The 23,610-nt window shown below is 70.6% G+C and carries 22 protein-coding genes; 13 read left to right on the forward strand and 9 right to left on the reverse strand.

What is annotated here, in order from left to right; translation table 11 throughout:
• The first annotated feature begins 535 nt into the window (after nucleotides 1-535).
• Genes ACFYXB_RS16355 through ACFYXB_RS16370 form a run of 4 tightly spaced genes read left to right on the forward strand, consistent with a single transcriptional unit; the run spans nucleotide 536 to nucleotide 4,282 of the window.
• Nucleotides 536-895, forward strand: coding sequence for an SH3 domain-containing protein (locus tag ACFYXB_RS16355; protein WP_389582425.1), 360 nt, complete (start codon nucleotides 536-538; stop codon nucleotides 893-895).
• Nucleotides 896-938: 43 nt separating this feature from the next.
• Nucleotides 939-2,300 (forward strand): FtsW/RodA/SpoVE family cell cycle protein, encoded by a 1,362-nt coding sequence (locus ACFYXB_RS16360; protein ID WP_389582428.1) that lies wholly within the window; start codon nucleotides 939-941, stop codon nucleotides 2,298-2,300.
• A complete protein-coding gene (locus tag ACFYXB_RS16365; RefSeq protein WP_389582431.1) occupies nucleotides 2,297-3,754 on the forward strand; it encodes a penicillin-binding transpeptidase domain-containing protein in 1,458 nt (485 codons plus the stop codon). The genes ACFYXB_RS16360 and ACFYXB_RS16365 overlap by 4 nt, the downstream gene beginning before the upstream one ends.
• A 45-nt stretch (nucleotides 3,755-3,799) precedes the next feature.
• A complete protein-coding gene (locus ACFYXB_RS16370) occupies nucleotides 3,800-4,282 on the forward strand; it encodes a DUF3291 domain-containing protein (RefSeq protein ID WP_389582433.1) in 483 nt (160 codons plus the stop codon).
• Between the two features lie 103 nt (nucleotides 4,283-4,385).
• On the opposite strand, the gene ACFYXB_RS16375 is transcribed toward ACFYXB_RS16370, so the two are convergent.
• Nucleotides 4,386-5,498, reverse strand: a complete 1,113-nt coding sequence (locus ACFYXB_RS16375; RefSeq protein WP_351364459.1) for a ferritin-like domain-containing protein — start codon at nucleotides 5,496-5,498, stop codon at nucleotides 4,386-4,388.
• Nucleotides 5,499-5,629: 131 nt separating this feature from the next.
• Here ACFYXB_RS16375 and ACFYXB_RS16380 point away from each other — a divergent pair, with 131 nt between their 5' ends.
• From ACFYXB_RS16380 to ACFYXB_RS16395, 4 genes are all read left to right on the forward strand, one after another.
• Entirely contained in the window at nucleotides 5,630-6,568 is a 939-nt protein-coding gene (locus tag ACFYXB_RS16380) for a diiron oxygenase (RefSeq protein ID WP_351364462.1), read from the forward strand.
• Between the two features lie 205 nt (nucleotides 6,569-6,773).
• The gene (locus ACFYXB_RS16385; RefSeq protein WP_389582436.1) at nucleotides 6,774-7,427 is read left to right on the forward strand and encodes a TetR/AcrR family transcriptional regulator; all 654 of its coding nucleotides are present in this window, start codon (nucleotides 6,774-6,776) and stop codon (nucleotides 7,425-7,427) included.
• A gap of 10 nt (nucleotides 7,428-7,437) precedes the next feature.
• A complete protein-coding gene (locus ACFYXB_RS16390) occupies nucleotides 7,438-7,752 on the forward strand; it encodes a hypothetical protein (RefSeq protein ID WP_351364466.1) in 315 nt (104 codons plus the stop codon).
• Between the two features lie 108 nt (nucleotides 7,753-7,860).
• Nucleotides 7,861-8,898 carry an NlpC/P60 family protein gene (locus tag ACFYXB_RS16395; protein ID WP_389582439.1) on the forward strand — a complete coding sequence of 346 codons (1,038 nt, stop codon included), beginning with the start codon at nucleotides 7,861-7,863 and terminating at the stop codon, nucleotides 8,896-8,898.
• A gap of 120 nt (nucleotides 8,899-9,018) precedes the next feature.
• On the opposite strand, the gene ACFYXB_RS16400 is transcribed toward ACFYXB_RS16395, so the two are convergent.
• The 5 genes from ACFYXB_RS16400 to ACFYXB_RS16420 are packed head-to-tail and all read right to left on the reverse strand — an operon-like array spanning nucleotide 9,019 to nucleotide 14,556.
• Nucleotides 9,019-10,266 (reverse strand): styrene monooxygenase/indole monooxygenase family protein, encoded by a 1,248-nt coding sequence (locus ACFYXB_RS16400; RefSeq protein ID WP_389582442.1) that lies wholly within the window; start codon nucleotides 10,264-10,266, stop codon nucleotides 9,019-9,021.
• A gap of 25 nt (nucleotides 10,267-10,291) precedes the next feature.
• On the reverse strand, nucleotides 10,292-10,936 hold the full coding sequence (locus ACFYXB_RS16405; protein WP_389582444.1) for an ATP/GTP-binding protein: 645 nt from the start codon (nucleotides 10,934-10,936) through the stop codon (nucleotides 10,292-10,294).
• Nucleotides 10,917-11,336, reverse strand: coding sequence for a DUF742 domain-containing protein (locus ACFYXB_RS16410; protein ID WP_389582447.1), 420 nt, complete (start codon nucleotides 11,334-11,336; stop codon nucleotides 10,917-10,919). Before ACFYXB_RS16410 ends, ACFYXB_RS16405 begins: the two co-directional genes overlap by 20 nt.
• Nucleotides 11,333-11,839, reverse strand: a complete 507-nt coding sequence (locus tag ACFYXB_RS16415) for a roadblock/LC7 domain-containing protein (RefSeq protein WP_389582449.1) — start codon at nucleotides 11,837-11,839, stop codon at nucleotides 11,333-11,335. The genes ACFYXB_RS16410 and ACFYXB_RS16415 overlap by 4 nt, the downstream gene beginning before the upstream one ends.
• Nucleotides 11,836-14,556 carry a nitrate- and nitrite sensing domain-containing protein gene (locus ACFYXB_RS16420; protein ID WP_389582451.1) on the reverse strand — a complete coding sequence of 907 codons (2,721 nt, stop codon included), beginning with the start codon at nucleotides 14,554-14,556 and terminating at the stop codon, nucleotides 11,836-11,838. The genes ACFYXB_RS16415 and ACFYXB_RS16420 overlap by 4 nt, the downstream gene beginning before the upstream one ends.
• A 385-nt stretch (nucleotides 14,557-14,941) precedes the next feature.
• Here ACFYXB_RS16420 and ACFYXB_RS16425 point away from each other — a divergent pair, with 385 nt between their 5' ends.
• Complete coding sequence (locus tag ACFYXB_RS16425) at nucleotides 14,942-15,730, forward strand: hypothetical protein (protein WP_389582453.1); 789 nt, start codon at nucleotides 14,942-14,944, stop codon at nucleotides 15,728-15,730.
• Nucleotides 15,731-15,758: 28 nt separating this feature from the next.
• Here ACFYXB_RS16425 and ACFYXB_RS16430 read toward each other — a convergent pair whose 3' ends face one another.
• Nucleotides 15,759-16,250, reverse strand: coding sequence for a MarR family transcriptional regulator (locus ACFYXB_RS16430; protein WP_351343544.1), 492 nt, complete (start codon nucleotides 16,248-16,250; stop codon nucleotides 15,759-15,761).
• 218 nt (nucleotides 16,251-16,468) lie between these two features.
• Between ACFYXB_RS16430 and ACFYXB_RS16435 the strand changes: the two genes are divergently transcribed.
• Nucleotides 16,469-17,293, forward strand: a complete 825-nt coding sequence (locus ACFYXB_RS16435) for a lysozyme (RefSeq protein WP_389582456.1) — start codon at nucleotides 16,469-16,471, stop codon at nucleotides 17,291-17,293.
• 77 nt (nucleotides 17,294-17,370) lie between these two features.
• Here ACFYXB_RS16435 and lon read toward each other — a convergent pair whose 3' ends face one another.
• Nucleotides 17,371-19,785, reverse strand: coding sequence for an endopeptidase La (lon, locus tag ACFYXB_RS16440; RefSeq protein ID WP_389582459.1), 2,415 nt, complete (start codon nucleotides 19,783-19,785; stop codon nucleotides 17,371-17,373).
• A 137-nt stretch (nucleotides 19,786-19,922) separates the two neighbouring features.
• A complete protein-coding gene (locus ACFYXB_RS16445) occupies nucleotides 19,923-20,723 on the reverse strand; it encodes a rhomboid-like protein (RefSeq protein WP_389582462.1) in 801 nt (266 codons plus the stop codon).
• Nucleotides 20,724-20,945: 222 nt separating this feature from the next.
• Between ACFYXB_RS16445 and ACFYXB_RS16450 the strand changes: the two genes are divergently transcribed.
• The 3 genes from ACFYXB_RS16450 (at nucleotide 20,946) to ACFYXB_RS16460 (ending at nucleotide 23,598) form a co-directional block, all read left to right on the forward strand.
• Nucleotides 20,946-21,638 (forward strand): spermidine synthase, encoded by a 693-nt coding sequence (locus tag ACFYXB_RS16450; protein WP_389582465.1) that lies wholly within the window; start codon nucleotides 20,946-20,948, stop codon nucleotides 21,636-21,638.
• 113 nt (nucleotides 21,639-21,751) lie between these two features.
• Nucleotides 21,752-22,492 carry a response regulator transcription factor gene (locus ACFYXB_RS16455; RefSeq protein ID WP_351343561.1) on the forward strand — a complete coding sequence of 247 codons (741 nt, stop codon included), beginning with the start codon at nucleotides 21,752-21,754 and terminating at the stop codon, nucleotides 22,490-22,492.
• Nucleotides 22,489-23,598 (forward strand): sensor histidine kinase, encoded by a 1,110-nt coding sequence (locus tag ACFYXB_RS16460; RefSeq protein ID WP_389582468.1) that lies wholly within the window; start codon nucleotides 22,489-22,491, stop codon nucleotides 23,596-23,598. The genes ACFYXB_RS16455 and ACFYXB_RS16460 overlap by 4 nt, the downstream gene beginning before the upstream one ends.
• Nucleotides 23,599-23,610: the final 12 nt, after the last annotated feature.

Consider the following 23,610-nt stretch of genomic DNA (forward strand, 5'->3'; position numbering starts at 1 on the left):
AAGACCGGAGACAGAGCCAAGGCTGAGACCGAGAACTGAGCCGGGGCCATGACCGGAGCCGAAGCGAGGAGGACGTGAACCTCGCTCGTGCGGAGGCAGTGCTGCCCCGCGAGCAGAGCCGGGGCGGAAGACGAGCCAGGGCCGGACCGAGTCCAGGACCCGAGCCAAGCCGGAGCCCGGACCGGGCCCCGCACACCAGACGCTGGACCGAGGCCAGGCCCGAACCCCAGCCAGAGGCCAGAGCAAGGCCGAGGCCGAGGCCGAGACCAAGACCGCGACGGAGACCCGCACCCGCACCCGCACCCGCACCCGCACCCGCACCGAGACCAGCACCGAGACCAGCACGGACCCCGGCGACAAGACCGCGACCGAGGCACCGCCGATGACCAGCCCGACCGAGAACAAGGCCGCCGACAAGCCCCGAAACGCCTGCCCCACCGCTCCCCTCCCCTGATGGCCCACACCGCAGGCGACCCCCATCAATCCCTCCTAATGTGACGTTCAGTCGGCTCAGCCCGCTTACGGGAGGTTTCCCATGCCCCGCCGTCCCCCGATACCCGGCGCCGTCACCGCGACCGTCACCGTCGCAGCGCTGCTCACCGCGCTGACAGCGCTGTCCGTCACCCCTGCCGCGGCGGGTGGCGAGGACGACGGCACCGCTCGCTACCGGGGCGTCGTCACGGCCGACGGTGGTATCTGGCTGCGGGACCGGCCGGATCGGGGCAGTCGCATCATCGGGTTCGCCGCAGAGGGCGAGGTGGTCTCGATCTACTGCAAGATCTACGGCGAGCCCGCGCTCGGCAACCCCGTCTGGTACCTCCTCGCGGACGGCACCTGGGCCTGGGGGCCGGGCCGCTTCATCGACAACATCGGGGAATCGCCACGCTGGTGCTGACCGTCAAGGAGCACAAGGCTTTCCATTTGGGTAGGTTCCGGACATGACGAAGGCCGTAACCGCCCTGGCAGCGGCGAAGCCGCTCGCTCCCGCCGAAGCGCTCCCCCGGCGTCGAGGTGTCGAACTCGCGCTCATCGTGCTGGCCGTGCTGCTGTCCGTGTACGGCTACTGCACGGTCGGCCTGGCGAAGACCGGCACCGTCCCGCCCGGCGCCGCCGGCTACGGCGCCGGGCTCGGCGTCCTCGCCCTGCTCGCGCATGTCGCGGTCCGCCTCCGGGCGCCGTACGCCGATCCGCTCCCGCTGCCCATCGGCGTGCTGCTCAACGGCCTCGGCCTGGTGCTGATCTACCGACTCGACCTGGAGACTCCCGGCAACCGGGCGGCGCCCGCCCAACTCGTCTGGTCCACGCTCGGGGTGGCGCTGTTCATCGTGGTCGTCCTGCTGCTGCGCGACCACCGCGTGCTCCAGCGGTACGCCTACGTGAGTGTGGCCGGGGCGCTGGCGCTGCTCATGCTGCCGATCCTCTTCCCTGCCGTGAACGGCGCCCGCATCTGGATCCGGATAGCCGGATTCTCCATCCAGCCGGGCGAGTTCGCGAAGGTGCTGCTCGCGGTGTTCTTCGCCGCGTACTTGGCGGCCAACCGCAACGCGCTCGCCTACACCGGCCGCCGCGTCTGGTTCGTGCAACTGCCCACCGGCCGGGCGCTCGGCCCGATCGTCGCCATCTGGCTGATCAGCGTCGGTGTGCTGGTCCTGGAGCGCGACCTCGGCACCTCGCTGCTGTTCTTCGGGCTGTTCGTCGTCCTGCTGTACGTCGCGACCGGGCGCACCGGCTGGATCGCGGTCGGGCTGCTGCTGGCCGTCCTCGGCTCGGTCGCCGTGAGCTGGCTGGAACCGCATGTGCACGGCCGGGTCGAGGACTGGCTGCATCCGCTGGCGACGATCGAGGCGGGCCAGGGTCCCAACCAACTCGCCCAGTCGCTCTTCGCCTTCGCCGCGGGCGGCTTCCTGGGCACCGGCCTCGGGCTCGGCCACTCCGTCCTGATCGGCTTCGCGACCAAGTCGGACTTCATCCTCGCGACGGCGGGCGAGGAACTGGGCCTGGCCGGGCTGTCCGCGATCTTCCTCCTGTACGGCCTCCTCGTCGCCCGCGGCTACCGGGCGGGCCTGGACCTGCGCGACCCTTTCGGGCAACTCCTCGCCGTCGGCCTCGCCTCGATCGTCGCGCTCCAGGTGTTCGTGATCGCGGGTGGGGTGACGGGGCTGATCCCGCTGACCGGCATGGCGATGCCGTTCCTGGCCCAGGGCGGCTCCTCCGTCGTCACCAACTGGGTGATCACCGCGCTGCTGATCCGGCTCAGCGACTCGGCCCGGCGCCAGTCGGACATGCGGGTGAGCCCATGACCAAGTACATCCGGCACGCCGCCGCATTCTGCGTCCTGCTGCTCGCCGCGCTCCTGGTCAACGCGGCCCGCGTGCAGGTCTTCGGGGCCGGCACCTACACCGACAACCCGGCCAACCGCCGTGCCACGATCGCCCGTTACGGCCAGCCGCGCGGCGACATCCTGGTCGACGGCCTGTCGGTCACCGGCTCCCGGGACAGCCATGAGCAGCTGCGCCACGAACGGACGTACGCCGACGGCCCGTTGTACGCCCCGGTCACCGGCTTCGCCTCCCAGGAGTACGGGACGACGTTCCTGGAGCACGCGGAGGACGGCATCCTGTCCGGCAGCGATCCGCTCCTGGCGCCGTTCCCGCTGTGGAACGACGTCACCCGGGCCCGGAGCCCCGCCGGGGACGTCGTCACGACCCTCAACCGGGCCGCGCAGGAGGCCGCTTACCGGGGCCTCGGCGCACGCAAGGGCGCGGTGGCGGCGGTCGAACCGGCGACGGGGCGCATCCTGGCGCTGGTGTCCACCCCGTCGTACGACCCGGCGGAGCTGTCCGGCAACGGCCAAGCCGCGAAGTCGGCGTGGGCGCGGCTCAACCATGATCCGGAGCAGCCGATGCTCAACCGGGCCGCGCGGCAGACCTATCCGCCGGGCTCCACCTTCAAGGTGGTCACCGCGGCGGCGGCGCTCGACGCGGGTGTGATCCGCGACCTGGACGAACGCACCGACTCCCCCGATCCGTTCACCCTGCCCGGCACTCGGACGCGGCTGATGAACGAGGGCGACGGGTGCGCGGACGCCTCGCTGCGCGCCGCCTTCGCGTGGTCCTGCAACACGGTGTTCGCCAAGCTGGGCGTGGATGTGGGGGCCAAGAACATGCTGACCACGGCCCAGGCGTTCGGGTTCAACGACACCGGTCTGCGGATCCCGTTCTCGGTCTCGCCGAGCACCTTCGACACCACGGTGGACGGGGCGCAGCTGGCGCTGTCGTCGATCGGGCAGTACAACACGCGGGCCACACCGCTGCAGATGGCGATGGTCGCGGCGGCCGTCGCGAACGGGGGGCAGGTGCGGGACCCGTATCTGGTCGAGCGGACCGTGCGGAAGGGGGGCGAGACGATCGCTACGTCAGGTTCCCGGCCGCCGCGCCAGGCGATGCATCCGGCGACGGCGGTGGCCATGAAGGAGCTGATGACCGACGTGGTCCGCGAGGGCACCGGCACGAACGCGGCGATTCGCGGCGCCACGGTCGGCGGCAAGACCGGCACCGCGCAGCACGGCATCGGCAACTCCGGTGTCCCGTATGCCTGGTTCGTGTCCTGGGCCCAGTCGGACAACGATCTGGAGCCGAAGGTCGCGGTCGCGGTGGTCGTCGAGGACGCGGCGGCGGACCGCCTCGACATCAGCGGCGGCGGCGACGCGGCACCGATCGCGAAGGCGGTGATGCGGGCGGTACTCGGTCTGTGAGACGGGGGGTGTCGCGGACGGGGTGGACCGACCTACCGTTCGGTCATGACCGCATCCGCAGCCGTGCGCCATCTTGCCCAGGTCAACATCGCCCGCCTCAAGTTCCCGCTGGACTCACCGGAGTTGAAGGACTTTGTCGACGCGCTCGACCCGGTGAACGAGGTCGCCGACGTCGCCGACGGGTTCGTCTGGCGACTGCAGAGCGACTCCGGGAACGCCACCGACATTCCCGTGCTCGGGGACGAGTGGCTGATCGTCAACATGTCGGTGTGGCGGGACACGAACGCGCTCACGGCGTTCATGTACCAAGGTCAGCACCGGGAGTTGCTGGCCCGGCGCCGCGAGTGGTTCGAGCGGCTCGAAGAGGCGGTGACGGTCCTGTGGTGGGTGCCGGACGGTCACCGGCCCAGCGTCGCCGAGGCCGAGGAGCGACTGCTGCACCTGAGGGCGCACGGCCCGACGCCGTACGCCTTTAATCTGCGGACACCGTTCCCTCCGCCGGAGGCATCGGCTACGGCCGGCGGTTGATCGCGGTGAGGTCGATGTCGATGGGGAACGGCTCCGTCAGCTTGAGGCGGTTATGGAAGATGACGTTCAGGCCGTAGGCGTTCGTCGTCCGTCGCACGAATGATCACCCGGCGCTGCGTTGACCTGCCTCGATCGCCCCCTCCACCTCGGCGACCCGCTCCCGCTCCTCCACCGCGAACCGCTCCGCGTCCAGCTTCTCGGCGATCTCCTCGTCCTGGGCCATCAGCAGGTCCAGATTGGAGTCGCCCATCTCCAGGACGCCCATGTCGACATAGGCCTGCTGCAGGCGCTTGCCCCACAGGCCGATGTCCTTGACGCACGGCACGATGCGGCTGAACAGCAGTTTGCGGAAGAGCTGGAGGAACTCGGAGCGCTCGCTCAGTTCCTCCGCCTCCGCCTTGGGGATGCCGAAGTTCTCCAGAACCTCGACCCCGCGCAGCCGGTCGCGCATCAGATAGCAGCCCTCGATGACGAACTCCTCGCGCTCCCGGAGTTCGGCGTCGCTCAGCTGCTTGTAGTAGTCGCGCAGGGCCATGCGCCCGAAGGCCACGTGCCGGGCCTCGTCCTGCATGACGTAGGCGAGGATCTGCTTGGGCAGCGGCTTGTTGGTGGTGTCCCGGATCATGCCGAACGCAGCCAGCGCCAGGCCCTCGATAAGGACCTGCATGCCCAGGTACGGCATGTCCCAGCGGCTGTCACGGAGCGTGTCGCCGAGCAGGGACTGGAGGTTGTCGTTGATCGGGTAGACCAGCCCGATCTTCTCGTGCAGGAAGCGGCCGTAGATCTCGGCGTGCCGGGCCTCGTCCATGGTCTGGGTCGCGGAGTAGAACTTGGCGTCCAGGTCGGGCACGGACTCCACGATCCGCGCCGCGCAGATCATCGCGCCCTGCTCGCCGTGCAGGAACTGGCTGAACTGCCAGGAGGCGAAGTGCTGTCGCAGCTCGCCCTTGTCGCGGTCGGTCATCTTCGCCCAGTACGGCGTGCCGTAGAGGGTCAGGGCCTCGTCGGGCGTGCCGAGCGCGTCGTACGGATCGACCTCCAGGGACCAGTCGATGCGCTTCTGCCCGTCCCACTGCTTGTCCTTGCCCTTCTGGTACAGGGCGAGGAGACGGTCGCGGCCGTCGTCGTACTCCCAGCTGAACCGCGCCGCGCCGCTCGCGGGCACCTGCCAGTGGGGGTCTCCCGGGTCCTTGGCGTACACGTCATAGGTCGGCATACCCCGCAGGCTCACACGTGGACGCCGCGTCAACAAGTCATGCGCAAGGGATTGACGGTCTTACTGACAAGCAGTCTCATAAGTGGGAGAGGAACCGTACCCCCGGGTAACCAGGCAAGGGAGCCAGACCCATGACGACCCTGACGGAAGCCGACGCCCTCGACGGGCTGCGCGACGCGCTGGGCCTGCTCAAGGACCGGGAGCAGGTGGCCGAGCGGCTCCTCGCATCTTCCGCCAAGCATTCCTTCGACCCGGACAAGGAACTGGACTGGGACGCGCCCTTCGAGGAGGGCAAGTGGTTCTGGCCGCCGGAACTGGTGTCGCTGTACGGCACGCCGCTGTGGAAGCGGATGAGCGAGGAGCAGCGGATCCTGCTCTCCCAGCACGAGGCCGCGGCGCTGGCGTCTCTGGGCATCTGGTTCGAGATCATCCTGATGCAGCTGCTGGTGCGGCACATCTACGACAAGTCGGCGACGAGCGCGCATGTGCGGTACGCGCTCACCGAGATCGAGGACGAGTGCCGGCACTCCAAGATGTTCGCCCGGCTGATCTCGCGGGGTGACGCGCCCTGGTATCCGGTCGGCCGCGCCCACCAGGCGCTGGGGCGTGTCTTCAAGACGATCTCGACGACGCCCGGTTCCTTCACGGCGACGCTGCTCGGCGAGGAGGTCCTGGACTGGATGCAGCGGCTGACGTTCCCGGACGAGCGGATCCAGCCCCTCATCCGCGGCGTGACGCGCATCCACGTGGTGGAGGAGGCCCGGCACGTGCGCTACGCCCGCGAGGAGCTGCGGCGCCAGATGCTCACGGCTCCCAAGTGGTCCCAGGAGTTCACCCGGGTCACCTCGGGCGAGTTCGCCCGCGTGTTCTCGATCGCCTTCATCAACCCCGACGTCTACACGAACGTCGGCCTGGACAAGCGCGAGGCCCTGGCCCAGGTGAAGGCCAGCGCCCACCGCCGCGAGGTCATGCAGACGGGCGCGAAGCGCCTGACGGACTTCCTCGACGAGATCGGCGTCCTGCGAGGAGTGGGCCGGCGACTGTGGAAGTCGTCGGGGCTGCTGGCCTGAACGCTCCGAACGCACCCCAAGACACCGCGCAAAGCGCCTGACGGCCACGCGGCAGAGCCGCATATCGACACAGCCTCGACGAGATCGGCGACCTGCGAGGAATGGGCCGGCGGCTATGGAGGTCGCCGGGGCTGCCGGCCTGAGCCGTGGGCCGGGGTTGGTCTGCCCGCAGCCACGCGGGGCGGCAGCGGTTACCCTGCGGGTCATGAGCCCGCAGGCACCCACCCCGGCCTACCGTCGCCTCAGCGTCGAGGAGCGGCGCAGGCAGTTGCTCGCCTCCGCTCTGTCGCTGTTCGCGCACCGCGTGCCCGAGGACGTGTCGCTGGACGACGTGGCGGAGGCGGCCGGGGTATCCCGGCCCCTGGTGTACCGCTACTTCCCGGGCGGCAAGCAGCAGCTGTACGAGGCCGCGCTCCGGTCCGCCGCCGAGGAACTGGAGCAGTGCTTCGACGAGCCCCGCCAGGGCCTGCGGCTGCCCCGTCTGGGCCGCGCCCTCGACCGCTACCTCGCCTTCGTCGACGAGCACGACGCCGGCTTCAGCGCGCTGCTCCAGGGCGGAAGCGTCGTGGAGACCAGCCGTACGACCGCCATCGTGGACGGCGTACGCCGGGCCGCCGCCGAGCACATCTACAGCCACCTCGACATCAAGGACCCCAGCCCCCGTCTGCGGATGACCGTCCGGATGTGGATCACGGCCGTCGAAGCGGCCTCCCTCATCTGGCTCGACGAGGGCAAGCAGCCGCCGGTCGGCGAGCTGCGCGACTGGCTGGTCGAGCAGTTCGTGGCCGTGCTCACGGTGACCGCCGTCCGCGACCCGCAGACCGCCGCGCTCGTCGCCGAGCTGTCGGCGGATGTCTGAGACTGGTGCCGTGAAGAAACAGGACACCCCCTTCGAAGGCGGCCCCATGGACGGCCGCGTCCTCGCCGTGCTGCTGGGCCCCACCGGCCACCCCCCGAAGACGTACCGCATCCCGGTCCCGGACGCGCACGGCGGCCCGCCCACCGTCCTCGTCTACCGCCGCGTGCCGCGCGGGCACAGCAAGCGCCTCGGGCTGGTGCAGGGGTGGAAGTACGAGTACGACCCCGAGGGCAGGCGGGGCGGCGGGCTGCGGTGGCCCTGGTCGAAGCCTGACGCCGATCCAGACGCTACGCCGTCCGGCAAGCCGGATGACGCCAACGGGTGACTCGGTTGCGCCGAACCGCGCACGCTTGGCGCGCGCAGCCTCCCGCCGCGGTGATGCTCTCGGTGCGGAAGGAAGCGGAAGGCCCGCCCCCGCACCGGAGGTGACGCGATGTCAGGAAGGATTCTGCGCCTGGTCTGCACGGCAGTGGTGGCGGCCCAGGCCGCCCTCGCCCCACTGCCCGCGGCGGCGGCACCCGAGCCCCGGCGACCGGTGAACGAACTACTGGCGGATCTTCAGAAGCTGTACCGGAAGACGGAACAGGCCACCGAGACCTACAACGCCACCGAGGAGAAGCTGACGAAGCAGCGCGCCGAGGTGAAGCGGCTGGACGGCGAGCTCGTCCGCGCCCGGCTGGCGCTCCAGGAGAGCCGCGGCGTCGCCGGCCGGCTGGCCCGGCAGCAGTACCAGAGCAGCACCGACATCTCGCCGTACGTACGGCTCCTGCTCGCCCGCGATCTGCAGCACGCACTGGACGAGCGCCATGTGATCGGGCAGTTGGCGCGGGAGCGGGCCCGGACGGTGGGGCGGCTGACCAGCAACGAGAAGCGCAGGGGCACCCTGGGCCGCCAGGCACGCAAGGCACTCGACGCCCAACTCACCCTCGCCCAGCGCCAGAAAAAAGACCGCGACGACGTCCGCCGCCGCCTGGCCCGCGTGGAGGTCATGCTGGCCTCCCTCACCCCGACCCAGCTGACCGAACTCACCCGCCTGGAACAGAACAAGACCACCGACGCCCAAAACAAGCTCGTGACATCGGGCGCACTCGGCAGCGAGCGCACACCGTCACAGCGGGGCATCGCAGCCGTGCGCTACGCGGAGGACCAGCTCGGCAAGCCGTACCAGTGGGGCGCGGAAGGCCCACGCTCGTACGACTGCTCGGGCCTGACGTCCCAGGCCTGGGACTACGCGGGCACACCGATCCCCCGCACCAGCCAGGAACAGTGGGCCCAACTCCCCAAGGTCCCGCTCAAGGACCTGCGCCCCGGCGACCTGGTGATCTACTTCCCGGAGGCGACGCACGTGGCGATGTACGTGGGCAACGGCACAGTGGTCCAGGCCCCCCGCCCGGGAGGCAGGATCAAGCTCTCCCCGATCGCGTCCAACCCGATCCTGGGAGCCGTACGCCCTGACAAGCGCCTCTCATGAGCGCCCGGATCAGCGCCCCGAGGGGGCGCGGGGCTCTTCCTGATATGCGGCTCCGCCGCGCGGGCGCGGATCAGCCACGACGAACCCGCAGCCGCTGGCTCCCCGCGCCCGCAACGGCGACTAGGCCACAGAAGCGAGATACGCCTGAGTCTTCCCCGGCTCGTAGAAGAAGTTCTCAAAATCGGACGGATCATTGAACGCGTTGGCGAACCGATCCGCCACCGGCTGCAGCTGCCCGGCGGCGCCGATGAGATTCAGGATGTGCTCCGGCGGCGGCGCCAGCATGGCGTTCGTCCACTTGGTCACATGCGCCGCGGTGTCCCAGTACCGGTCAAAAGTGCTGCGCATCCACGCCTCGTCGAACTCCTTCTCCCCCTGCTCGAGAATCGAAGCAAGATACGCGGCAGCACACTTGGACGCGGAGTTGGACCCCTGCCCGGTGATCGGGTCGTTCGCGACGACGACGTCGGCGACACCGAGGACCAGCCCGCCGCCGGGCAGCTGACCGACGGGGTTGCGGACCGTCGGCGCATAACGCCCGGCCAGCGTGCCACCGGCGTCGGTGAGTTCCACGTTCTTCGTCCGCTCATGCTCCCAGGGCGTGAACTTCTCCATGAGTTCCAGGGTCAGGGAGAGGTGTTCCGCCGGGTCCTTGACGCCGTTGAAGACGTCGAGGGGACCGCCGGGTATGCCCTCCCAGAACAGGATGTCCGCGCGGCCGGAGCTGGTGAACGTCGGCATGACGAACAGCTCGCCCACGCCGGGCACCAGGTTGCAGCGGACCGCGTCGAACTCCGGGTGTTCCGGGCGCGGGTCGAGCCCGTGGACGTACGCGACCGCGAGCGCGCGCTGCGGCTCGCTGTACGGGGAGCGCGAGGCGTCGCGGCCGAACATCGACACCAGTTCGCCCTTGCCGGCCGAGACCAGCACCAGGTCGTACGTGCGGGAGAAGTAGTCGAGGTCGGAGACCGCCGCGCCGTGGATGACGAGCTGGCCGCCGCGCTGGGCGAAGGTCTCCATCCAGCCGGCCATCTTGACCCGCTGGTCGATCGACTGCGCGTACCCGTCGAGCTTGCCCACCCAGTCGATGGCCCGCTGGGTCGGACCGGGGTCGTGCGAGCCGGGGGCCGCGACCGAGACGCCGAGTCCTTCGATCTTCGGGGCCTGGGACTCCCAGAAGTTCAGCTGGAGATCGCGCTCGTGCTGCAGTGCCGTGTGGAACATGCACTGCGTCGACATGACCCGGCCGGAGCGAATCTCGTCCGCGGTCCGGTTCGACATCAGGGTGACTTCGTATCCGTGCGACTGGAGGCCGAGGGCCAGCTGGAGTCCGGACTGTCCGGCTCCGACGACGAGTATCTTCCGCATACGGGTGGTGGCTCCTAAATCGGGACTACTCGGGGGTTTCGTCGAGCGCGTGGCCGACGAGGGCCAGGAGGGTCTCGATCACCGAGATCCGGCGCCGCGCATCCATGATCATGACAGGTATGTGCGGGGGGATCGTGAGGGCCTCCCGCACGTCGTCAGGCTCGAACAACTCGGTGCCGTCGAAGTGGTTGACCGCGACGACGTACGGCAGCCCGCAGCTGTCGAAGTAGTCCAGTGCGGGGAAGCAGTCCTTGAGGCGGCGGGTGTCGGCCAGCACGACGGCACCGATCGCGCCACGCACCAGGTCGTCCCACATGAACCAGAACCGCTGCTGACCCGGCGTGCCGAACAGGTAGAGCACCAGGTCGTCGTCGAGCGTGAGGCGGCCGAAGTCCATGGCCACCGTGGTGGTCAGCTTGCCCGGCGTGGCGGTGAGGTCGTCGGTGGCCTCGCTCGCCTCGGTCATCAGCGCCTCTGTCTGCAGCGGCGTGATCTCCGAGGCGGCGCTCACCAGCGTGGTCTTGCCGACCCCGAAGCCGCCCGCCACGACTATCTTCGTGGCTATCGGGGCACGGGTGCGGTCCGTCTGCCAGGACCTCAGGTTCTCGTCGCCTTCGACGAGGGGGGAGACACCGACCGAGGAGTCGGCGTCAGAGACGGCGGAGTCCACTCAGCACCCTTTCCAGCAGAGCGCGGTCCGGGCGGCCCACCCCGTGGCCGGTTCCGGTGCCGTACACACGGATCTTTCCCTGGTCCGCGAGATCGCTCAGGAGCACGCGGACCACACCGAGCGGCATCTTCAGCAGCGCGGCGATCTCGGCCACCGTGCGCATACGGCGGCACAGTTCGACGATGGCCCGCATCTCCGGCATGACCCGGGTGCTGAGGGAACCATTCGTCAGTTCCTTGCGCTCCTCGGCGGCATCGAGCGCGGCCGTGCTCGCGACGAACGTCTCGACGAGCAGGACGTGGCCGAAGCGGGTACGGCCGCCGGTGAGCGAGTAGGGGCGGACGCGGGCGGACTTGCGGTCGCCGCCGCGCACCGGGAGTTTCTTCGGCGTACTGCTCATCGGGCACTCCCCGTCGAGTCGGACTCCTCCAGCGATTTTCGGAGCTCGGTGCGGAGTTCGGGCGTCAGCACGTGACCGGCCCGGCCCACGAAGAGGGCCATGTGGTACGCCACGACGCTCATGTCGCACTCCGCGGAGCCGTGCACGCCGAGCAGCGAACCGTCGCTGATCGACATCACGAAGAGGCTGCCCTCGTCCATCGCGACCATCGTGTGCTTGACCGCGCCGAACTCCATCAGCTTGGCCGTGCCTGCGGTCAGGCTGCCGATGCCGGACACGATCGTCGCCAGGTCGGCGGCGGAGCCGCGCGGACCGGTGAGCGTGGCCTCGCGGGCCTCGCGCGCCTCGGCGACGCGACCCGGGTCGGAGGTCAGGAGCAGCAGGCCGTCGGAGGAGACCACCGCGACCGACTGGATGCCCGGCACCTCCTCGACCAGGTTCCTCAGCAGCCAGTGCAGGTTGCGGGCCTCACTGCTCAGTCCGAAGGTACTGGGCGCGGTCAACTGCTTGCCTCCTCGACTGTGCCCCCCGTGGACTCTTCGGCTGTGCGCTCCGTGGCAGCGGCCGCGGGTTGCGCGGTCTGGCCCGTCCGTTCGGTGATCTCCGCCTCGACGTCGCGATAGCCGGCCTCCGCTCCTCGGCGGAACCCGCCGAGCCTGCGGCGCAGGGCTTCGGCGTCCACCGAGCCGGTCCGCTGGCGCGGCGCCTGGGCGGGTGCGCTGATCCTGGGGGTGCGCTTGGGCAGGCCCTTGTCGGTGACCTGCTCGTCCGTCTCGTCCGCCGCGCGCTCGTGTGTGTCCGGGCCGATGGCGTACGGGTCGGTGTGCGTGTCCGGGCCGCCTGTGTGGGGGCCGGCGGCGGGCTCCGGCGTGAGCAGCAGTTCCATCGTGGTCTCGGCGGGGGACGGTTCCGGGACTTGTTGCGGCTCCGGCGCGGTGGGCGCCTCGCCTTCCGCCACCGGTACGGCGTTCTCCTGTACGGCCCGCTCCCGTACGGTCCGCTCCGCCAGCGCCACCAGCGGGTCGCCGCCGGTGGCCCGGCCGTGCAGGACGTTCGAGTTGGCCTCGGCGTCAGCGCCCGGCAGGGAGACCGTGTGGGTGCCGTTCGCCGTCGCGGGTCCCGGCACGGCCGTCGCCGGGGCCTGGGCCAGCAGGGTCTGTGGAAGGACCACGACCGCCGCGACCCCGCCCTGCTTCTGCTCGCGCAATTGCACGCGGGCGCCGTGGCGGTGGGCGAGGCGGGCCACGACGTACAGGCCGAGGCCGAGACCGTCCTCGCCCTCCTGGTCGTACGGCGTGTCCGGGTCGAACGCGGAGAGGCGGGAGTTGAGGCGCTCCAGGCGTTCGGAGGTCATGCCGATGCCCTCGTCCTGCACGGAGAGCATCACCTCACCGCTCTCGAGGAGCCAGCCGGAGAGCTCGACGGGCAGGTCCGGCGGGGAGAACGAGGTGGCGTTCTCCATGAGTTCGGCCAGGAGGTGGGAGAGGTCGTCCGCGGCGAAGCCCGCCACGTGCGCGTGCGGGGGCAGCGCGGCGATACGCACGCGCTCGTAGCGTTCGATCTCGCTGACCGCGGCCCGGACCACGTCCACCAGCGGCACCGGGCCCGGATGCTGCTGGACGTGCTCGGTGCCGGCCAGGACCAGGAGGTTCTCGCTGTGCCGGCGCATGACCGTGGCGAAGTGGTCGAGCTTGAACAGCGTGGCCAGCCGGTCCGGGTCCTGCTCGCGCTCCTCCAGGCCCTCGATGACCGCCAGTTGGCGCTCGACGAGGCCCAGGGTGCGCAGCGCGAGGTTCACGAAGGTGCCGCCGATGCTGCCGCGCAGCCGCTCCAGCTGGGCCGCGGAGTCGGCAAGCTCAGCGCGCAGGTCCTCACGGGCGTCGGCCATCTTCTGCCGCTGGCCGACCAGGTGCTTGCGGTCGGTCTCCAGGGTGCCGATGCGCTCATGGAGGGCGACGGCGTGCGCGTGCAGGGCGTTGACGGAGCGGACGACCTGGGCGAACTCGTCGTTGCGCCCGGTGAACGTGACTGGTTCCTCGGCCGCCGGGTCCTCGGCGCCGGCCAGCCGGGCCGAGCCGCGGCGCAGCACCGAGAGCGGGCGGGTGAGGGTGCGGGCCATGGCGGTGGCGATGCCGACGGCGACCAGCATCAGGGCGCCGAGGATCGCGATGCGGATCTCCAGGGCGGTGACGTCGTCGTCGCGGAGATGGGCCAGGTCCTTGGTGCGGTGGTCGTAGAGGGAGGACTCCACGCCGCGCATCAGCTCGACGCGGGCGGACAGGGCCGCGTCCAGCTTCTTGGTGTCGGTGCCGACCTCGTCGTCCCCCAGCGTCGGCTGGTCGGTGAGGGCGGCGAGGTACTTGTCGGCGTTGTTGACCTCGGGACCGGTGACCGTCGAGTCGTACGTCGCCACCGACGCCTTGGGCGCCGTCTCGTGGAAGTCGGCGACGGCCGCGTCGGAGCGCAGGCGGGCCTGCTGGGCGGCGGCGGTCAGTGCGTCGCGCTGCTTGCGGTCGGCGTCGCTGGTCGTCGTGGTCTCGGTGGGCAGGCCCGTGATCGGGCTGATGACCGTTTGGGTCGTGGACGGCACGTTCAGGGCCGCGAGGAGCAGTCCGCGGGCGGCCGCGGACTGCTGGACGGCGGCGTCCAGCTCGGCGAGCGCATACGCGCCGGAGCCCGCCCTGGGCGGCATCTGCTCGGCCAGGCGCTCGGCGAGGCGGTGCAGTTCGGTGATGGCGGCGGAGTACGCCTGGTGGGTCTCCAGGGCCGTGCTCTTACCGGTGAGCGCGGAGCGGCGCAGTGTCCCGATGCCGTCCAGGTCGTCGCGCAGCCAGCCGGGTGTGTCCGTGTCGGCGCGCAGGTCCTCGACCTGCCGGTCGACCCGGGCGCCGCGCTGCTCGGAGGGCGCCTTGTCTTTGGGGCGGCCGGCGGCCACGTAGGCGGTGACCTCGTCGCGCTCGTCCGCCAGGGAGTGGGCGAGGGCGAGGGCGTCCTGGGTGCGCCCGGCCAGCATCACCAGGTCCTGGGAGTCGCTCACCTGCCCGGAGGCGGCCAGCAGAGACGGGGCGCCGGCCCCGGCTATCGCCGCGGCCACGACAGCCACGGCGACGATCAGCCGGTTGCGTACGTGGGTCGGGCGGCCGGTGCCGACCGGTGTGCCCTCGGCGCCCCCTTCGGGGGCCGTCTGCCTGCCTGTGCGCCGAGGCCGCTTCATCTGCACCGGTGCTCGCATTCCTGAACTCGTGTACCCATGGGCCCGGGTGGCACCCCGTCACATCGGTGCCAAGGGTTGCGTACGCCCGGTACGGTCCGTGCCCCGACCCTCCCAGTGCCGGTGGTCAGTGGTCGCGCATCACCTGACCCGCCACCCGAAGGAGTGAACATCGGAGGAGAGTTGGCGAGCAAGTTCCTCCGGTGTGTGCGGGCGCGCATTCCGGCGGGCCGGTTGGACGCGGGCGGCAGGCTTTGGCAATATTCGCCGCCACGCTTTCCCGGACCGCGCCATTCCACCTCAAACCAGGCGTCTGACCTGCACGGCTGCGCCAATTCAAGGGTTGTCGCAAGCCTTTGGCAGACCCTGTGGAGGGCTCGTGCAGACTGGCCGAATGCGTACTGAACTCGCGTCGGAGCCCGGCGACCCCATCCGACCCAACGAGGACTTCGCCGGTGTCGGACTACCGGCCTCCGGACAGGGCGGTTGTGTGATCGTCCTGGACGGAGTGACCCCTCCGCAGGGTGAGACCGGGTGTCTGCATTCCGTTCCCTGGTTCACCTCACGGCTCGGCGGGGCCTTGACCGAACTGACCGTTTCCGGCCGAGATCTGACGTTGCCGGAGATTCTCTCCCGGGCGATCCTTCGCACAGCCGACGCACACGTGGTGACCTGTGACCTTTCTCACCCGCGGACGCCTCAGGCGACCGTCGTCATGACGCGCTGGTCGGAGGAATCACTCGAGTATCTGGTGCTCTCCGACTCGACGCTCCTCCTGCAGTCCCCCGACGGCACGGTCACCCCCGTCCAGGACGACCGCCTGTCCCGGCTGCCCCGCTCGGCCCTGGCCACGGACGCCCTGGTGGACGCGACGGTCCGCAACAGGGAGGGCGGCTTCTTCACGGCGGCCGCGGACCCCACGGTCGCCTCCCGAGCGGTCACCGGCACGGTCGCCCGCGCGGAGGTGCGGGCCCTTGCCGCGCTCACGGACGGCGCGACCCGCTGGGTGGAGAACTTCCGCGAGGGCGACTGGACGCAGTGCTTCACGCTCGTACAAAAGGACGGCGCGCGGGCGCTGATAGAGCGCGTACGGGCCCTGGAGACGGCGGACCGGGAGGAGCGGACGCACCTGGGGCGCAGCAAGACGCACGACGACGCGACGGCCGTGTACGTCGAGCTGTGAGCGGGACGGCCGTGCGGCGGCCCGGCGGCTACTTCTCCGCGATCCCGTTCAGCTGGTGCAGCAGGCGGGCCAGTTCCGCCACCTCCCTGCGGTCCCAGTCGGCGAGTTGGCTGACGTAGCGCCCGCGGCGGGCCTCACGGACCCTGCCCACCCGGCCGCGGCCGGTCTCCGTGAGGGCCACAAGCCAGGCGCGCCCGTCGGCGGGATCCGGCTCGCGGGCGACCAGGCCCAGCTCCTCCAGGGCGCGCAGCTGGCGGGACATGGTCGCCTTGCCGACGCCGATGTACGCGGCCAGTTCGGTGGCCCGCTGCGGGCCGTGCTCGTCGAGGCGGACCAGCAGGCCGTACGCCGCCGACTCCAGGCCGGGGTGGACCTCCCGCGCCATCTCCCCCTGGCTGGCCCGGGCGCGCCGCAGCAGTACGGTCAACTCGCGTTCCAGAGCCAGGAATTCCTGGTCTGCACCACTCGGCGACATCCCGGCGGCGCCGAAAGGTCCGTCGCCGTTTCCGTCCTCGTGCACGTCAGCACCCCTGATCGGTTTCGCGGTCCTGAAAGTTTCTGCCACACGCCGCCGTTGCCGCAGCTCCGTCAGTATTTCGCAGGCGTAGACCAACGGCAGCGTCCGGGCCCTCTTCCCAGCCCGGGGTCTACGTGCGTAGCTTTTTACCGCCACCTACATGACATGCCCACGCCAGTGGGTCAACCGCGGTCCCCCCACCTCTCCCTCGGAGGCACGTCATGCTCGTGCACAGACCCGGTTCCTCCCGCCGACACGCGGCCACGGCACTCGCGGCCGCGCTCCTGTCGGTCCTCGCCCTCACTCTCCCCCTGACCAGCGCCCACGCCGCGACCACCCCCGCCCGCGGCTCCGCCCACATGGGCATGGGCGTCCTGGCCCACGACGGCCAGGACGGCACGCCCAACACCGGCGACGCCACCCAGACCGAGGGTGTCGACGTCTCCAGCTACCAGGGGAACGTCGCCTGGTCGACCCTGTGGAGCAGCGGGGTCAAGTGGGCCTACGTCAAGGCGACGGAGGGCACGTACTACACGAACTCCTACTTCACCCAGCAGTACAACGGCTCCTACAACGTCGGCATGATCCGCGGCGCCTACCACTTCGCGACGCCGGACACCACGAGCGGCGCCACCCAGGCCAACTACTTCGTCGACCACGGCGGCGGCTGGTCCCGGGACGGCAAGACCCTCCCCGGGGTCCTCGACATCGAGTGGAACCCGTACGGCGCCTCCTGCTACGGCAAGTCGGCCAGCGCGATGGTCAGCTGGATCCGCGACTTCGTCAACACGTACCGCTCCCGCACCGGCCGCGACGCAGTCATCTACACGGCCACCAGCTGGTGGACCGAGTGCACCGGCAACTACAGCGGCTTCGCGTCGACGCAGCCGCTGTGGATCGCGCGGTACGCCTCGGACGTCGGCACGCTGCCGGCCGGCTGGTCGTACTACACGATGTGGCAGTACACGTCGTCCGGCCCGACGGTCGGCGACCACGACAAGTTCAACGGCGCCCTCGACCGGGTCGTCGCCCTCGCCAACGGCTGACGCACACCCGCGCGCGCACTGAGAAGGCCCGGGCCTCCCTCAGGGGACCCGGGCCATCCTTCATCCGGCAGCGTCCGTCACGCCGCCACCGGAACCTCCGGCGTCGCGCCGTTCGTGGCCGGCGACAGAGCCAGTTCCAGGACCTGGCGGACGTCCGTCACCGCGTGGACCTCCAGCTTGTCCAGCACCTCGGCCGGGACGTCGTCCAGGTCGGCCTCGTTGCGCTTCGGGATGATGACGGTCGTCACGCCGGCCCGGTGCGCGGCGAGCAGCTTCTGCTTCACGCCGCCGATCGGCAGGACCCGGCCGGTCAGCGAGACCTCACCGGTCATCGCCACATCCGTGCGGACCAGCCGCCCGGACAGCAGCGAGGCCAGCGCCGTCGTCATCGTGACGCCCGCGCTCGGGCCGTCCTTCGGGACCGCGCCCGCCGGGAAGTGGATGTGCACACCCCGGTCCTTGAGGTCACCCACCGGCAGCTCCAGCTCGGCACCGCGACTGCGCAGGAAGCTCAGCGCGATCTGCGCCGACTCCTTCATCACGTCGCCCAGCTGACCGGTGAGGGTCAGGCCCGCAGCGCCCGTCTCGGGGTCCGCGAGGGACGCCTCGACGAACAGGACGTCACCGCCCGCTCCGGTCACGGCCAGACCGGTCGCGACACCCGGGACCGCCGTACGGCGCTCCGCCGGGTCCTGCGCCGACTCCGGCACATGGTGCGGCCGGCCGATCAGGGCGCGCAGGTCCGCGTCCGTGATCGTGAACGGCAGCTCCCGGTCGCCGAGTTCGTGCTGGGCCGCGACCTTGCGCAGCAGCCGGGCGATCGAGCGCTCGAGCGTACGGACACCCGCCTCGCGCGTGTACTCGCCGGCCAGCTTGCGCAGCGCGCTCTCGTCCAGGGTGACCTCGTCCTTGCCCAGGCCCGCCCGCTCCAGCTGGCGCGGAAGCAGGTGGTCACGGGCGATGACGACCTTCTCGTCCTCGGTGTAGCCGTCCAGGCGGACCAGCTCCATACGGTCGAGCAGGGCCTCCGGGATGGCCTCCAGGACGTTGGCCGTCGCCAGGAAGACGACGTCCGACAGGTCCAGTTCGACCTCCAGGTAGTGGTCCCGGAAGGTGTGGTTCTGGGCCGGGTCGAGGACCTCCAGGAGGGCCGCCGCCGGGTCGCCCCGGAAGTCGGATCCCACCTTGTCGATCTCGTCGAGCAGGACGACCGGGTTCATCGAACCGGCCTCCTTGATCGCGCGGACGATACGGCCCGGCAGCGCGCCGACGTACGTACGCCGGTGGCCACGGATCTCCGCCTCGTCACGGACGCCGCCGAGGGCGACACGGACGAACTTCCGCCCCATCGCGTGGGCGACGGACTCGCCGAGCGACGTCTTGCCGACGCCGGGCGGGCCGACGAGCGCGAGCACGGCACCGCCGCGCCGCCCGCCGATGACACCCAGGCCGCGGTCGCTGCGGCGCTTGCGCACCGCCAGGTACTCGGTGATCCGCTCCTTCACGTCCTCCAGGCCCGCGTGTTCGGCATCGAGGACCGCCTTGGCGCCCTGGATGTCGTACGCGTCCTCGGTCCGCTCGTTCCACGGCAGTTCGAGGATGGTGTCGAGCCAGGTACGGATCCAGGAGCCCTCGGGCGACTGGTCGCTCGACCGCTCCAGCTTGTCGACCTCCTTGAGAGCGGCCTCACGGACCTTCTCGGGCAGGTCGGCGGACTCCACGCGGGCGCGGTAGTCGTCGGACTCCTCGCCGTCCTTCTCGCCGTTCAGCTCGCGCAGTTCCTTGCGGACGGCCTCCAGCTGGCGGCGGAGCAGGAACTCGCGCTGCTGCTTGTCGACGCCGTCCTGGACGTCCTTGGCAATGGTCTCGGCCACGTCCTGCTCCGCGAGGTGGTCGCGCAGCTGCTGCGTGGCGAGCTTCAGCCGGGCCACCGGGTCGGCGGTCTCCAGCAGTTCCACCTTCTGTTCGGTGGTCAGGAACGGTGAGTAACCGGAATTGTCGGCAAGGGCGGACACATCGTCGATGGCCTGTACCCGGTCCACGACCTGCCAGGCGCCGCGCTTGCGCAGCCAGGCGGTGGCGAGGGCCTTGTACTCCTTGACAAGTTCGGTCACGTGACCGGGCAGCGGCTCGGGCACGCTCTCGTCGATGCGGGTCCCCTCGACCCACAGCGCGGCACCCGGGCCGGTGGTCCCGGCGCCGATCTGCACACGGCCGCGGCCGCGGATCAGCGCGCCCGGGTCACCGTCGGCCAGCCGGCCGACCTGCTCGACGGTGCCGAGCACACCGGTGCTCGGGTACGACCCGTCGATGCGCGGCACCAGAAGAACCCTGGGCTTCCCGGGCTCGGAGCGGGCGGCGGCCTGGGCGGCCTCCACCGCGGCGCGGACATCGGGATCGTTCAGGTCCAGCGGCACCACCATCCCGGGCAGCACGACCTCGTCGTCGAGCGGCAGCACAGGCAGGGTGAGCGGTGTGGACGTCGAAGCCATGATCTCCCCTTCGGCAGTCAAGTTGAGTTACGTCGACTCAATGATCGGACGGCGCAGAATGTTCCCCGCGCCGCGTTCGCTGTGAGCGATCTGCGCGACTACCGGTCCTGGCCTGCGGAAAGAGGCGGGGAGCCAGGTCAGCTGATGGCCATGGCGGGCTCGCGCTGCCACCGTCGGACCAGCGGCCAGGCCGCGATGCCGATGCACAGCGCGATCAGATGACCCCAGGCGGTCATCGGGTCGGCGAACGCGACCAGGGCATCGGCGAGCGTGGCACCGAACAGGATCAGCAGAGGCCAGCGCAACCAGGGGGCGAGCAGCCCGGCCAGAGCGCCGGCGGCCGCGGCCACGCCGAAGCTGATGCCGTAGTCGAGCCGGTGCAGCGAGCTGTCGGGCAGATGGCCGACGAGGACCGCGAGCCCCACGGGCACCTCGGTCGCGAGGGTGGCCAGGACGTGGCCGAGCAGGAAGACCACGGCCGTACGGGCACCGCCTATCCGCCGCTCCAGCGCGGTGAGTACGAGCAGAAAGCCCAGGGTGTACGGCGACACGAGCCCGCCCGCGATCCACAGCGCGCTCGCGAGCAGCACCAGCGCGGGGGTCTGTACGAGGTGGGCGACATCGGTACTGGAGGCCTGCTGGAGGGCGCGTACGAGGGACGGGTCCGTCTGCTCGGCGAGGAGCGAGACGAGGGCGAGCAGAGCGGCGTACCCGAAGGTGAAGGGCGTACCGGTGGGGGTGGGGAACAGCCGCCGGAGCCGTACGGCCCGAAGGACCCGCGGGACCGCTGGGCGGGCCGGTCCCGGGACGGTGGGTGTCCCCGTTCCCCGCTGGCGCGGCATCACGTCCAGCAGGTCGGCGGTCTCGACGCCGTCGATCGTCTCGGGAAGGGGCGTCGCCGAGGCCGACGCCGCTGCAGTCCTCGCGGTTCGTTCCACGCTGACGCGCTCCTTCCGTTCCGCCCCACATTTGGCGCCCCGGCAGCCCCTGTCCATGACCGACGCCACACGGAACCCGATTCACACGATGTTCGGAGGAACCGCGCACTCCACCCGGGTGTTCCCGCCGGAGCCGCCTCCCCGTGCGGGTGAACTGCCGTGCGCCTGCCCGCCATCCGTAATTCCCGTGGCCGTGGCGGCCAGTTCGTGCAGGATGGGCGCATGACCGCCGCGTACGACTACCCCGTAGTCCTGGACCGTCGCGAGGGCCCGTACGGCGAGGTGGTCCTGCGCCGGCACGGACGGTTGCTGCAGATCATCGCGAACGGCTGCTTCCTGATGGACACCTCCGACGGCCGCTCGGAACGGCTGCTCGTCGACGCCGCGTACGAGGCGCTGAATCGGCGGCCGGTGGACGGGCAGCCGCGCCCTGACGTGCTGATCGGCGGCCTGGGCGTCGGGTTTTCGCTCGCACACGCCGCCGCGGACGACCGCTGGGGCCGGATCACCGTCGTCGAGCGGGAGCCGGCCGTCATCGGCTGGCACCGCTGCGGCCCGCTGTCCGAACTGTCCGCCGACGCCCTCGCCGATGCGCGCACGGAAATCCTGGAGACGGATCTGGTGGCGTACGTCAATGAGACTTCCGCCACGTTCGACGCCCTGTGCCTGGACATCGACAACGGCCCCGGCTGGACGGTCACGGAGGGCAACGGCGGACTGTACTCACCGGCCGGACTGGCAGGCTGTGCAAGGGTGTTGAGGCCAGGAGGGGTGCTGGCGGTGTGGTCAGCGCAGCCCTCTCCGGAATTTGAAGGATGCTTGTGGAATGCCGGGTTCCAACAGGTGCGTACCGAAGAGATCCCCGTTGCCCGGGGCGTTCCGGACGTCGTGCACCTCGCCGTACGACCTGGATAGCGAGGGCACCGTCCATCCCCGTAGTGTGCTTCCCTGACGCGGATCATTCAAGCGTCAAGCGCAGTCATGGGATCACCCCACGGGTTCCGGAAAGCACACTTCAGGGGCGGGCGATGGAGCAGACACACACCTCGCACAGCGGCACGGCGCAGGCGACACCGGGCGCACAGCGCCGAGTCCTGGTCGTCGAGGACGATCCGACGATCGTCGACGCCATCGCGGCCCGCCTGCGCGCGGAGGGATTTCTCGTGCAAACCGCGGGCGACGGTCCGGCGGCCGTCGACACCGCCGAGGCCTGGCAGCCTGACCTGCTGATCCTCGACATCATGCTGCCCGGCTTCGACGGCCTCGAGGTCTGCCGCCGCGTGCAGGCCGCGCGTCCGGTGCCGGTGTTGATGCTCACGGCGCGGGACGACGAGACCGACATGCTGGTCGGACTCGGGGTCGGCGCCGACGACTACATGACCAAGCCGTTCTCGATGCGGGAGCTGGCGGCGCGCGTGCATGTCCTGCTGCGGCGGGTGGAGCGGGCGGCGGTGGCCGCCGCGACGCCGCGCTCCGGCATCCTGCGCCTCGGCGAGCTGGAGATCGACCACGCGCAGCGCCGGGTGCGGGTGCGCAGCGAGGACGTGCACCTCACGCCGACCGAGTTCGACCTGCTGGTCTGCCTGGCCAACACCCCGCGCGCGGTGCTCTCCCGCGAGCAGCTCCTCGCCGAGGTGTGGGACTGGGCGGACGCGTCGGGCACCCGGACCGTCGACAGCCACATCAAGGCGCTGCGCCGGAAGATCGGCGCCGAGCGGATCCGCACCGTGCACGGTGTGGGCTACGCGCTGGAGACACCGACGCCATGAGCGACGGGCGGTCGGCCGCGCGGAGGAGCCCCGGGGAGCCCTGGGGCGGCGTACGCCCGTTCTCGATCAAGACCAAGCTGGGCGCTCTGGTTGTCATCTCGGTGCTGATCACCACCGGTCTGTCCATGATCGCGGTGCACACCAAGACCGAGCTGCGCTTCATCATGGTCTTCTCGATGATCGCCACGCTACTGATCACGCAGTTCGTGGCGTTGTCCCTGACCTCCCCGCTGGACGAGATGAACGCGGTGGCCCGCTCCATCTCGCACGGCGACTACACGCGCCGGGTGCGCGAGAACCGCCGGGACGAGCTGGGCGACCTGGCCCAGACGATCAACGTCATGGCGGATGAGCTGGAGGCACAGGACCGCCAGCGCAAGGAGCTGGTGGCGAACGTCTCGCACGAGCTGCGCACACCCATCGCGGGGCTGCGCGCGGTGCTGGAGAACATCGTGGACGGGGTCACCCAGGCCGACCCCGAGACCATGCGCACGGCGCTGAAGCAGACGGAGCGGCTGGGCCGGCTCGTGGAGACGCTGCTCGACCTGTCACGGCTGGACAACGGCGTCGTACCGCTGCGCAAGCGGCGCTTCGAGGTGTGGCCGTATCTCTCGGGCGTGCTGAAGGAGGCCAACATGGTCGCCTCCGCACGCGCGGGCATCGCCTCGGGCTCGGGAAGTCACACGCGTACGGACGTCCATCTGCACCTCGACGTGTCCCCACCGGAGCTGACCGCGCTGGCCGACCCTGAGCGCATCCACCAGGTCGTCGCCAACCTGATCGACAACGCGGTCAAGCACAGCCCGGCGCACGGCCGCGTGACGGTGAAGGCGCGGCGCGGGCCGCAGCAGGACTCGCTGGAGCTGGAGGTCCTGGACGAGGGCCCCGGCATCCCGAAGGCGGACTGGCACAAGGTCTTCGAGCGGTTCAACCGGGGAACCGTCAGCCGCCCGCACGGTCCGGGCAGCGACGGGGGTACGGGTCTGGGCCTGGCGATCGCGCGCTGGGCCGTCGATCTCCATGGCGGCCGCATCGGAGTGGCCGAATCCGAGCGGGGTTGTCGGATTCTGGTCACCCTTCCGGGAGAGCCTTCCACGCCAAGTTGACGTAAAGTTCGA

It is taken from the genome of Streptomyces sp. NPDC002619, from assembly GCF_042889305.1.
Classification (GTDB): domain Bacteria; phylum Actinomycetota; class Actinomycetes; order Streptomycetales; family Streptomycetaceae; genus Streptomyces.

Coding starts and splice junctions, on each gene's coding strand:
- ACFYXB_RS16355 (WP_389582425.1), top strand. CDS start 536: ATGCCCCGCCGTCCCCCGATACCCGGCGCCGTCACCGCGACCGTCACC.
- ACFYXB_RS16360 (WP_389582428.1), top strand. CDS start 939: ATGACGAAGGCCGTAACCGCCCTGGCAGCGGCGAAGCCGCTCGCTCCC.
- ACFYXB_RS16365 (WP_389582431.1), top strand. CDS start 2,297: ATGACCAAGTACATCCGGCACGCCGCCGCATTCTGCGTCCTGCTGCTC.
- ACFYXB_RS16370 (WP_389582433.1), top strand. CDS start 3,800: ATGACCGCATCCGCAGCCGTGCGCCATCTTGCCCAGGTCAACATCGCC.
- ACFYXB_RS16375 (WP_351364459.1), bottom strand. CDS start 5,498: ATGCCGACCTATGACGTGTACGCCAAGGACCCGGGAGACCCCCACTGG.
- ACFYXB_RS16380 (WP_351364462.1), top strand. CDS start 5,630: ATGACGACCCTGACGGAAGCCGACGCCCTCGACGGGCTGCGCGACGCG.
- ACFYXB_RS16385 (WP_389582436.1), top strand. CDS start 6,774: ATGAGCCCGCAGGCACCCACCCCGGCCTACCGTCGCCTCAGCGTCGAG.
- ACFYXB_RS16395 (WP_389582439.1), top strand. CDS start 7,861: ATGTCAGGAAGGATTCTGCGCCTGGTCTGCACGGCAGTGGTGGCGGCC.
- ACFYXB_RS16400 (WP_389582442.1), bottom strand. CDS start 10,266: ATGCGGAAGATACTCGTCGTCGGAGCCGGACAGTCCGGACTCCAGCTG.
- ACFYXB_RS16410 (WP_389582447.1), bottom strand. CDS start 11,336: ATGAGCAGTACGCCGAAGAAACTCCCGGTGCGCGGCGGCGACCGCAAG.
- ACFYXB_RS16425 (WP_389582453.1), top strand. CDS start 14,942: ATGCGTACTGAACTCGCGTCGGAGCCCGGCGACCCCATCCGACCCAAC.
- ACFYXB_RS16435 (WP_389582456.1), top strand. CDS start 16,469: ATGCTCGTGCACAGACCCGGTTCCTCCCGCCGACACGCGGCCACGGCA.
- lon (WP_389582459.1), bottom strand. CDS start 19,785: ATGGCTTCGACGTCCACACCGCTCACCCTGCCTGTGCTGCCGCTCGAC.
- ACFYXB_RS16450 (WP_389582465.1), top strand. CDS start 20,946: ATGACCGCCGCGTACGACTACCCCGTAGTCCTGGACCGTCGCGAGGGC.
- ACFYXB_RS16455 (WP_351343561.1), top strand. CDS start 21,752: ATGGAGCAGACACACACCTCGCACAGCGGCACGGCGCAGGCGACACCG.
- ACFYXB_RS16460 (WP_389582468.1), top strand. CDS start 22,489: ATGAGCGACGGGCGGTCGGCCGCGCGGAGGAGCCCCGGGGAGCCCTGG.